Annotated in this window: 8 protein-coding genes; 4 read left to right on the top strand and 4 right to left on the bottom strand. The window is 57.2% G+C overall.

Annotated elements, in window-relative coordinates:
* Positions 1-215 precede the first annotated feature (215 nt).
* From J2T58_RS10490 to J2T58_RS10475, 4 genes are all read right to left on the bottom strand, one after another.
* Complete coding sequence (locus tag J2T58_RS10490) at positions 216-428, bottom strand: hypothetical protein (RefSeq protein WP_253489746.1); 213 nt, start codon at positions 426-428, stop codon at positions 216-218.
* Between the two features lie 82 nt (positions 429-510).
* Entirely contained in the window at positions 511-1,287 is a 777-nt protein-coding gene (locus tag J2T58_RS10485) for a segregation/condensation protein A (RefSeq protein ID WP_253489743.1), read from the bottom strand.
* Positions 1,280-4,723, bottom strand: a complete 3,444-nt coding sequence (gene smc / locus J2T58_RS10480; protein ID WP_253489740.1) for a chromosome segregation protein SMC — start codon at positions 4,721-4,723, stop codon at positions 1,280-1,282. The genes J2T58_RS10485 and smc overlap by 8 nt, the downstream gene beginning before the upstream one ends.
* A gap of 26 nt (positions 4,724-4,749) precedes the next feature.
* On the bottom strand, positions 4,750-5,376 hold the full coding sequence (locus J2T58_RS10475; RefSeq protein WP_253489737.1) for a hypothetical protein: 627 nt from the start codon (positions 5,374-5,376) through the stop codon (positions 4,750-4,752).
* A gap of 108 nt (positions 5,377-5,484) precedes the next feature.
* On the opposite strand from J2T58_RS10475, the gene glyA reads away from it, so the two are divergent.
* Genes glyA through cofE form a run of 4 tightly spaced genes read left to right on the top strand, consistent with a single transcriptional unit; the run spans position 5,485 to position 9,117 of the window.
* Positions 5,485-6,729 (top strand): serine hydroxymethyltransferase, encoded by a 1,245-nt coding sequence (glyA, locus tag J2T58_RS10470; protein ID WP_253489736.1) that lies wholly within the window; start codon positions 5,485-5,487, stop codon positions 6,727-6,729.
* A complete protein-coding gene (gene folD / locus J2T58_RS10465) occupies positions 6,726-7,568 on the top strand; it encodes a bifunctional methylenetetrahydrofolate dehydrogenase/methenyltetrahydrofolate cyclohydrolase FolD (RefSeq protein WP_253489735.1) in 843 nt (280 codons plus the stop codon). Before glyA ends, folD begins: the two co-directional genes overlap by 4 nt.
* Positions 7,553-8,365, top strand: coding sequence for a dihydropteroate synthase (folP, locus tag J2T58_RS10460; RefSeq protein WP_253489734.1), 813 nt, complete (start codon positions 7,553-7,555; stop codon positions 8,363-8,365). Before folD ends, folP begins: the two co-directional genes overlap by 16 nt.
* Positions 8,362-9,117 (top strand): coenzyme F420-0:L-glutamate ligase, encoded by a 756-nt coding sequence (cofE, locus tag J2T58_RS10455; RefSeq protein WP_366518470.1) that lies wholly within the window; start codon positions 8,362-8,364, stop codon positions 9,115-9,117. Before folP ends, cofE begins: the two co-directional genes overlap by 4 nt.
* The last annotated feature ends 181 nt before the right edge of the window (positions 9,118-9,298 follow it).

The raw sequence follows: 9,298 nt of genomic DNA, 5'->3' as shown, positions 1-9,298 counted from the left end.
CCGCATTACCACAGCCAACGTCAGAACCGACACCGGTCACAGCCGGGTCGCATCGGTTCTCCACTGAGAATATCTCGGGTTTATTCTATACGCAGGGCGAGTATTTAACCCCTGCGTTCTGCATCCGGAGACTCTTTTGAATCTCCTGCGCAGATTCTACATGTTAGCGGTGTGAGGATATATAGGTTGCTGCCCCGAAGGACAACGTCACCGGATCACACCCACCACCCTGACGAGCCCCGGCATATACAGCACCGGGACCCGGTGGCGCAGACCCCCAGAGAGGGTGCTGCGCCCGGTCGGAGGCGGGATGCCGAAATCCCGGATATGCTCCGGATTGCGGATGAATCAGGCGCTTTAACGCGGAGCAGTGCCCCGTCGCGGCGCCCTCCTGCCCCCTGCGACTCTATATAGAATGCTATTCGCACTGATAAAGGTTCGGTTTTACCAGAGATCCAGACCCATGAAAAGAGATCCCACCCCGGAGAAAAAACCACTTTCCGCAGATATTCAGATCTCCTCAGGCTGCTCAAGTGGGGAACGCGCAATATAGAGCTCCCCATAGAACTCCTCCTGGAGGAGATCCACCCGCCCGTCCAGCATCAGGAAGAGGATTGGAATATATACATCAAAGAGGGGAAGCCGCATCTCAGAGGCGATCCGGGAGAGCGGAATCGGCTCAAGGCCAGTGGGATCGAGGGAGATGAGGGTTGCATGAATCGAGGTGGAGAGCTCCTCATAGACCTCATCATGGGCTATCTCCACCACATCATCGGCAAATGTCAGGAGATCATCATCCTCGTCCGGGAGATGGCGCCGCTTCTGCCGACGCCGCTCCTCCTTCTCAGCAAGCTTCAGCTGGGTGATCAGCTCGTAGAGCGTCACCGGCCGGGTCCTGTACTCCTTCCTTTTGATCCGTCGCTGAATCTCCCGCTCGAGCGCCTCGATTGGCCCCAGGTGCGATCCGGCACCATCCGAATCCACCACATCATCAAAGAAGAGATCGCCATCATCGTACTCATCGATGATCTCCTCCTCTTCAGAAACCGCCTGGCGCTCAAGGAGAATATCAGACTTCATCCGGAGGAGGATCGACGCATACAGGAGTGTCCGACCCGAGATCCGAAGGTCAAGCTCCCTGCGCCGCTCAAGCTCCCCGAGGAACCGATCCGTTACAAGGACAATATCGATATTCCAGGGATCGATCTCCCCCTCCTCCGCCATCCGGACGAGGATCTCAACCGGCTCCTCGGCAGTACCATCCTGCGGGACTGTCGCTTCAGACATTGCACTTCATACCCGTTACAAGCGTGCTCTTGTCAGGTCGGATCGTCACCCCGATGATTCGGTCTGCCGCCTGGATCATCGGTTTTCGGAGTGAAATTGAGATGAACTGAGAGTGTTCTGAGAGGGTACGGATCATCCGTGATATCCCCTCCACATTCGAGCCGTCAAGATGCATATCAACCTCATCAAGACCATAGAAGGGGGCCGGCATATACCGCTGGATAGCAAATATCAGGGCAAGCGTCACGAGCGACTTCTCCCCCCCGCTCATCATATTCAGCCGGTGCACCTTCTTATCCTGCGGATGCACCTCAAATGTGAGGCCGCCGCTGAAGGGGTCCTCCTCATTCTCAAGGATCAGCTGGCCCCATCCGCTTGAGAGGCTGGCATAGATCTCTTTAAAGTTTGTATCGATGGCATGGTATGAGGTGAGGAACGCCTCACGCTTCATCCGTTCGAATCCTTCTATCCTCTCGATGAGATCTGAACGTTCACGGGAGAGGATCTCCTTTCGTTGGGTCCTCTCGGTAACACGGCCACTGACACGATCATACTCCTCGATGGCGAGCATATTGACCGCCCCGATCTTCCTGATCTGCCGTTCCGTCGTCGCAATGCCCTCCTCTATCTCTTCAGGAGTGAGATCGCATTCTATCCCCGATACATCGGGGGTGAGTGCTGCTATCTCTTCTGCTATCGACTGTGCCCGCTCCCTGAGAGCATCAAGCTGAATGATATGCCGCTCGTTATCATGGGCATGCTGGTGCAGCTTCCGCTCCATCGCAGCAACCTGCTCGTCGATCGCACTCCTCTTCTGCCTGAGCCCCTCGATCTCGTCCGAGAAGGATCGCTGCTCCTCCTCAAGAGCGGAGATCCGATCCCTTGACCCGGCGATCGTCTCCTCAAGCCCCCGCGTCTCGGTCTCAAGGGTGATATTCTTCTCAAGGAGCGCCTCCTTCTCTGCGGTCATCTCCTCGATCCTCTTCTGGAAGTACTGCCGCTCACGCTGAAGATCTGTAATATCGGCCTCTTTATTCCGGAGACGCCGCTCAAGATCCTCGATCTGCCGCTTCAGCCCCTGGATCAGCTCACTCAGCCGGAGTGTCTCAGACTCTGCGATCCGCTTCTTGATCTCGGCAATCCTTGTATTCGTCTCTCCAATCCGTTCGGTGAGGCCGTCAAGCCGCTCCTCAAGTGCAGCAATCTCCAGAGCTATCTCCGCCTCGCCACCCTCAAGTGTCGAGAGCGCCTCTTCAAGCCCCACGATCTCGGCATCAAGCGCTGCGATACGTTTTCCATACTCGCTGATGATCAGCTCAAGGCGGGCTGCCTTCTGGGAGGCAGCCTGGCGATCTGCCCGGAGCTCTTCTGCGACTGCTGCCTGCCGCCCGATAGCAGCGGCAAGCTCCTCCTCCTCACGCCGGAGCTCCGTGATGCGGCCTGCCAGCTGGGATATCTCCCGATCGACGGCCGCCCCAAAGCCCTTCATCTCACGCTTCACCGAACCGCCGGTCATCGCTCCCGTCCGCTCGAGGAGATCACCGTCGAGGGTCACCATCCGGTGGCGGCCGAGGAGCCGCCGGCCATTCTCCATCGTATCGACAACAAGGGTCGTTCCGAAGATGAGCGAGAAGGCACGTTCATATGCCGGATCATACTCAATCAGCCGGATCGCATAGTCGATGATCCCGTCACCGGAGACGGGAGGGAGTGGGGGCGGCACCCGGAGCTTTGAGAGGGGCAGGAACGTCACGCGACCAAGCCGCCCCTCTTTAAGGAAACGGATGGCATCAGCGGCGATCTGATCATCGGATGCAACGACATGGTGGAGCCTCCCCCCGGCAGCGACATTCAGTGCGGTCGCATAATCCGGGGGAGCCCTGCCGAGCTGGGCAATGGTGCCATAGACACCCTCCATTCCAAGAACCGCCTCAATGGCACGTCCACCGGCCTCCCCCTGTGCCTGCTGCTGCGCCTCAAGGCGAACCTGCTTCTGCTCAAGGGAGCGGAGATTGGACCGCACCTCCTCATGAGATCCACGGAGGGTCATCAGTTTCTTCTCAATGGAAGAGAGCTGCTGGTCACCGGCCCGCTGCTCCTCCTGGAGGTCGGTCAGTTCGACAGACGCCTCGCGAACCTCCCGCTCCTTCTCATGCCGCTCATCCCTCGCTGCCTGCAGGCGGGGAGCAAGCCGTTCACGCTCGGATACCCGGATCCGGCTCCTCTCGATGATTCCATCCTTCTCAGAGAGGAGACGCGAGCGCTCCGTCTTCATCTCCTCAAGCGCTCCCATGGAGGAGAAGAGCTCCTCCTGGGCTCCTTCGGTATCCTCATTCGCCTCGGCAAGCTCCTTCTCTGCCTTCTCCATCTTTGCTTTCAGGCCTGAGAGCTCCATTCCGAGGTTTGCACGATCGATCGAGAGGCTCCTGATCCCGTCTGTCCTCTCCTTCACCGTCGCCTCGGACCGGCGTATATCAGCAAACTTCCGGTTGACAGCCTCCAGGTTTGTCTCCCGTTCCCGCATGTTCCGCTGGATACCCTGTTCGGAGATCCGGATCGTCCCTTTCGCCTCCTCGATCTCGGAGAGGATACGGAGATACTCCGGCCCGGTCATCCGACTGATCTCTTCATCAATCTCCTTCATCTCAGAACGCAGGAAGTCCCGTTCATGAGTATCATGGGCGATATCGTCGGCAATCCGGGTGATAGCAGATTCATGCTCTGTGATCATCCCCTGGATGCTCACTTCCTCCCTCTTCTTCTCACGGAGGAGGGCGACATTGCGCATCGCTACAAAGGATTCGAGATCCTCCTGCAGGCGTTTATAATGGAGGGCCTGTTCACGTTCATTTTTAAGGACATCGAGGCGTTCGAGGAGTTCGTGCAGGAGGATCTCTTCACGATCGATCCTCCCGCGGACAACCTCAAGCTCTGCCATCGCCTGATCACGTTTCAGATCGAACTCGGCGACACCGGCGATCTCATCGACGATCTTCCGCCGCTCGCCATCGCTCATCTCCATGATCCTGGCAACATCCCCCTGCATCACGATATTGTACCCATGCGGCTTGATCCCGTGGCGGGAGAGAAAAGCAAGGATCTCACTCTGTTTACTCAATCGCCCGTTAAGGTAGTGATAGGAGTAATATCCGTTCGGCGTCCGCTTGATCCGCCGGGTGATCCGTGTCCCGTCCGAGAAGGAGACGATGACCTCCGCGGTATTCTTTGCAGAACTGGCGTTGATGAGATCGGTCAGCCGTTCCGCACGGAGGCCGCGGGCTGACGTGATACCAAGTGCAAAAAGAATGCTGTCGAGGATATTACTCTTTCCAGAACCATTTGGCCCTGAGATGACAGTAAACCCTGTTTCAAAAGGTATCCTCGTCTTTCGTGCAAATGACTTGAAGTTGTCGATCTCAAGCTGGGTGATATGCAAAGATCAAACACCTTCAATCATTCAATCTATTTTTTACGCCGGATCGTCTCGCTCGGCCGTTTTTCATCGGGATCATTGCTGTTGATGACAGCACCGCTCTTTGGATCAACGTCAGGGGCTTCATAGATCCTGCTTGAGATCTTCCCCTTCTTCATCGGGGATGCAGGAGCATAGCCGCTGCTGGCAATGATATAGTCATTTCCTGATCGCTTCTCCGGCTTGAGCGTGCCATCAGGCTGCATGATCAGATCCATATCGGATTGATCAATCTCAGGTTCGGGTTCGGGTTCCGGCGGAACCTCTGCGGCAGGAGCACGCGCAGCACGCCTGACCGTGACCTCTGGAACGACACCCGCTGAGGCAGCCCGGGATCGCGGGCGTGCATCAGGTGCTTTCATCTCGACAGGCTGGATCTCCTCCCTCTCCTGCTCTTCAATACTCCGTGCGAGTTTTCTCGTCACCGACTTGAGATCGAGCAGTTCTTCCATCAGGCCTTTCTGCATCGCCTCAAGCTCACGCACCCGCCGTTCGAGTGCGATCACCCTCGCACTATCATCAGCCTCCCGGGGAGGCTCCTCTTCGCGCTTCACCTTCACCAGCTCCCGTTCCTTCTCTTCAAGCTCATGCTCCAGAAACTTCATTCGTGCATCCATTCTTCCCGCACAACCCCTTTGTTGTAAGATCTGACTGACGAAAGATAATTGTTTGCCCTCACCTGAGACAAGAAAGGATATTACCTCTTTACCGCCATTTCTATTTATATGTCATTCCTTGAACGCGATGATCCAGAAGTCGCAGCAATCATCGAGAATGAGCGGCAGAGACAGGTTTTTGGTCTTGAGCTGATCGCATCCGAAAACGTCGTCAGCCGGGCAGTGATGGAAGCCACCGGCTCAATCATGTGCAACAAGTACGCCGAAGGGTATCCGGGCAAGCGGTACTATGGCGGTTGTGAACACCATGATGTCGTTGAGAATATCGCGCGTGACCGGCTCTGCAGCCTCTTCTCCGCCGAGCATGCCAACGTCCAGCCCCATTCGGGGAGCCAGGCGAACCAGGCGGTCTATTTTGCCACCATTCAGCCGGGGGATGTCATCATGAGCCAGAGCCTGACGCAGGGTGGCCATCTCTCGCATGGATCGCCGGTCAACATCAGCGGGAAACTCTATGATGTTCACAGCTATGGTGTAGACTACGAGACCGAGATACTGGACTACAGTGCAATCGCTGATATGGCACGCCAGGTGAAGCCGAAGATGATCGTCTGCGGTGCATCAGCATACCCACGTGAGATCGACTTTAAGGCATTCGGCGAGATCGCCGACGAGGTTGGTGCAATCTGTGTTGCAGATATCGCCCATATCGCCGGTCTTGTCGCAGCAGGTATCCATAACTCACCGATTGATGTCTGCAGGTTTACCACAACGACGACGCATAAGACCCTCAGAGGTCCGCGCGGTGGTGCTATCCTCTGCAGAAAGGAGGATGGGCCGCTCATCGACAAATCGGTCTTCCCCGGCCTTCAGGGCGGCCCGCTGATGCATGTCATCGCCGCAAAAGCCGTCTGTTTCAAGGAGGCACTTGAGCCGTCCTACGTCGAGTATGCAAAACAGGTCGTGAAGAACGCCAGAGTCCTTGCAGAGACACTCGCAGACAACGACCTCCGTGTCTGCTCAGGCGGAACCGACAACCACCTTGCCCTCCTTGATCTCTCAGACCATGGCATCACCGGCCTTGAGGCCGAGGAGGCGCTTGGCTGTGCAGGGATCACCGTCAATAAAAATACCATCCCCCGTGAGAAGCGCAGTCCGTTCGTCACCTCCGGGCTCCGGGTCGGTACCCCGACTGTCACCTCCCGCGGCATGAAAGAGGACGAGATGAAGCTGATAGGCGACTGGATTGGCCGCGTCTTAAAGAACATCAATGATAAAAATATCCACAAGATGGTGAAGGAAGAGGTCTCCGAACTCTGCGGGAAGTTCCCCCTCTACCCTGATGCAGTATGATCCTTGATGGTAAGCAGACGTCGGAGAAGCGGCTCGCCCTCCTCCGCGAGAAGATCGAAGAGTCCGGGCTCTACCCCCGGCTCGCCACCGTCCTTGTCGGAGAAGATCCGGCATCACAGCTCTATGTCAAGATGAAGCACAGGGCATGTGAACGGGTCGGCATCGGCTCGATTGCAGTCGATCTCCCGGAGACGGCGACGACCCAGGAGGTCCTCGACGCAGTCCACCGCTTAAATGAGGATCCGATGATCGACGGTATCCTCGTCCAGCTCCCCCTCCCCTCCCAGGTCGATACCCATGCCATCATCGAGGCGGTATCCCCCGAGAAGGATGTGGACGGATTTCATCCAACCAACCTGGGTCGCCTCTTCTCGGGATCACCCGTCTTCTCACCCTGCACCCCGCTTGGCGTGATGAACCTCCTTGCCGAGTATGGGATCAACCCTGCAGGAAAGCGTGCAGTCGTCATCGGGAGGAGTATCGATGTCGGACGACCGATGGCCGCCCTTCTTCTCAATGCGGATGCAACGGTCACCATCTGCCATTCAAAGACAGAAGATCTTGCCACCGTGACATCCGGTGCAGAGATCCTCGTCTCCGCTATCGGAAAAGCACGGTTCGTCACCCAGGAGATGGTCGGGGATGGGAGCATCGTCATCGACATCGGAACCAACTATGATGAGAACGGGAAGCTCTGCGGCGATGTGGACTTTGACAAGGTCGAGTGGAAGACCGCCGGGATCAGCCCGGTGCCGGGTGGTGTCGGCCCGATGACGATCGCCACCCTGATGGAGAATACCTTCGCCGCCGCACGTCTACGTTCATGCGGACCACTCTGATCGGAAAGGCCGGTATCGGTGGGGAGAACCCGGTCCGGCTGATGGGCGTCATCAACACAAGCCCTGAATCCTTTTTTCATGGATCCTATGTTCCATCCGGGAGCATCCTCAGAAATGCGGAGAAGATGATCGATGAGGGTGCGTCCATCATCGATCTCGGTGCCCGGAGCACGGCACCACAGAGCAGGTCGATCACCGTCGAAGAGGAGTGCAGACGGCTGAAGAGCTCACTTGCCGAGCTGGAGGGGACAGGCATCCCTGTCTCGGTCGATACGATGTATGCGGATGCCCTCGATCTCGCACTCAGGTATGATATCGCCGCAATCAACGACATTCATGGCCTTGCAGATGAACGTTTTGCAGAACGGGCCGCAGAGAGCGGACTTTTGGTCATCGCGATGGCGGCACGGGAGCAGCCCGGTGATCCCCATGGTGCAGACGAGACGATGGCGGCCCTCGCACTCGTCACCGAACGGGCAGAGGCGTATGGGATCAAAGACCTCATCCTTGACCCCGGTATCGGCCGCTGGGTGCCGTCACGGAGATCTGAGCATGACTGGGATCTCTGCCGCCGCTTCTCTGATTTTTTAACCTTCGAACGCCCCCTTCTTGGTGCCATCTCCCGGAAGAGCTTCATCGGTGATCTTCTGGGAAAACCTGCCGAGGAGCGTCTCGCCGGAACACTCGGGCTGACTGCACTGCTCGTGATGGCCGGTGCAGCAATGATCCGGACCCATGATATTGCAGCGACACGCGATGTCATCAGGGTCTGTGAGAAGATGCAGGGAGAGAGATGATGAACAGTTCGTTTTCAGCATATGGGTGCAGAACCGGCCTCATAACGCCGGGGGATGATATCGTGGACCGGATCATCCAATCAGCCCCCGAAGGGATCCGGGATGGGGATATCATTACTATCGCCGAATCGGCACTGGCCACCGCAGAAGGGAGGGTTATCCGGCTCGCGGATGTCACCCCCTCACCCGAGGCACTCCGGTACGGAGAGAGGTATCAGATGGATCCGAGGGTGGCGGAGGTTGTCATCTCCGAGTCCGACGAGATCGTCGGCGGTATCCCCGGATATCTCCTCTGCATCCGAAACGGGACACTCCTCCCCAATGCAGGTGTGGATGGATCAAATGCCCCTGACGGGACGATCATCCCCCTCCCCGCCAATGCAGACGTCTCGGCACGACGAATCCGGCAGGAGATCAGGGACCGGACCGGACGGGAGGTTGCCGTCCTGATCATTGATTCACGAACCCATGCAATGCGGCTTGGGGTCTCGGGGGTTACCATCGGGTGTTCCGGGATGGAGGCGGTGACCGACTGCCGGGGCAAAAACGATCTCTTCGGCAGAACCCTTGAGGTGACCCGGCGGGCCGTCGGAGACTGTATCGCCTCGGCAGCAGAGCTCCTGATGGGCGAGGCGGATGAGTGTATCCCGGTGGTGATCATCCGGGGACTTGAGGAACTCGTCGGAGAAGGGGAGGGGATCGAGACGATCGCCCCGGATGAGTGTCTGTTTATGGGTGCGATGAGGAAATAAGGGTAAATATAGCCCCCCTTTGAGCCAGAATTAACAACCAACCCTTTTTCGTGTCGCGGTATCTTCTTTAAAAAATCTGAACATCAACCATGGTGCGTCCATGTGGCGACACCGCCATCAGATGCATGAGGCAGACTTTCCCGGATATGGATAACCCTCACTTTGTGGATACCAGATCCGA

It is taken from the genome of Methanocalculus alkaliphilus, assembly GCF_024170505.1.
Taxonomy (GTDB): domain Archaea; phylum Halobacteriota; class Methanomicrobia; order Methanomicrobiales; family Methanocorpusculaceae; genus Methanocalculus; species Methanocalculus alkaliphilus.
Note: the sequence above shows the minus strand (reverse complement) of the source record. Positions and strands in the feature narration are given on the sequence as shown.

Excerpts from the sequence above, each read along its gene's own strand:
- J2T58_RS10475 (WP_253489737.1), bottom strand. The coding sequence starts at position 5,376 with ATGGATGCACGAATGAAGTTTCTGGAGCATGAGCTTGAAGAGAAGGAA.
- glyA (WP_253489736.1), top strand. The coding sequence starts at position 5,485 with ATGTCATTCCTTGAACGCGATGATCCAGAAGTCGCAGCAATCATCGAG.
- J2T58_RS10485 (WP_253489743.1), bottom strand. The coding sequence starts at position 1,287 with ATGTCTGAAGCGACAGTCCCGCAGGATGGTACTGCCGAGGAGCCGGTT.
- folD (WP_253489735.1), top strand. The coding sequence starts at position 6,726 with ATGATCCTTGATGGTAAGCAGACGTCGGAGAAGCGGCTCGCCCTCCTC.
- folP (WP_253489734.1), top strand. The coding sequence starts at position 7,553 with ATGCGGACCACTCTGATCGGAAAGGCCGGTATCGGTGGGGAGAACCCG.
- cofE (WP_366518470.1), top strand. The coding sequence starts at position 8,362 with ATGATGAACAGTTCGTTTTCAGCATATGGGTGCAGAACCGGCCTCATA.